We start from the raw sequence: 488 nt of genomic DNA, 5'->3' as shown, positions 1-488 counted from the left end.
CGGCCGGTACCTCGTGGCCGGTGTCGTTCCAGGTGTCCAGCAGCAGTCGCCGCTCGTCCTCGTCGACCAGGCCGAGCGTGCCGAGGACCTGGTCGGGTCCGGCGGCGGCCAGCTCGCGGAGGTAGCGCAGGAAGCGGTGGAGGTGCGCGTCGATCGCGTCCGGTGTGTAGAGCTCCGGGTTGGCGTCGAGGTCGATCTGCAGACCGTTGCCGTCGGTCCGGTCGTAGACGACCACGGACATGTCGTCGGCCGGTCCGACGGACAGGTTGTGGACGACGGCGCGGTGCCCGCCGAAGGTCAGGGCGTAGTCGAACATCATGATGTTGACCTGCGGTCCGACCAGCCGCTGGTCGTCGGCGAGGAGGTTCAGGTCGCGGCGCAGGTCCTCGTACCGGTAGCGCTGGTGCCGCAGGTCGCCGCGCATGGCGGCGGAGGTGTGGCGCAGCAGCTCTCCGACGGTCATGTCGTCGTGCGGTGCGAGGCGCAGC

Annotated in this window: 1 protein-coding gene; it reads right to left on the bottom strand. The window is 70.3% G+C overall.

From position 1 onward, the window contains the following. Positions 1–463, bottom strand: a 463-nt coding sequence (locus tag AC0AIB_RS31130; protein ID WP_465098067.1) for a condensation domain-containing protein, incomplete at its 3' end; no start/stop codon positions are given. Between the last annotated feature and the right edge of the window lie 25 nt (positions 464–488).

The sequence above is a fragment of the Micromonospora sp. DSM 43699 genome, from assembly GCF_055517075.1.
Note: the sequence above shows the minus strand (reverse complement) of the source record. Positions and strands in the feature narration are given on the sequence as shown.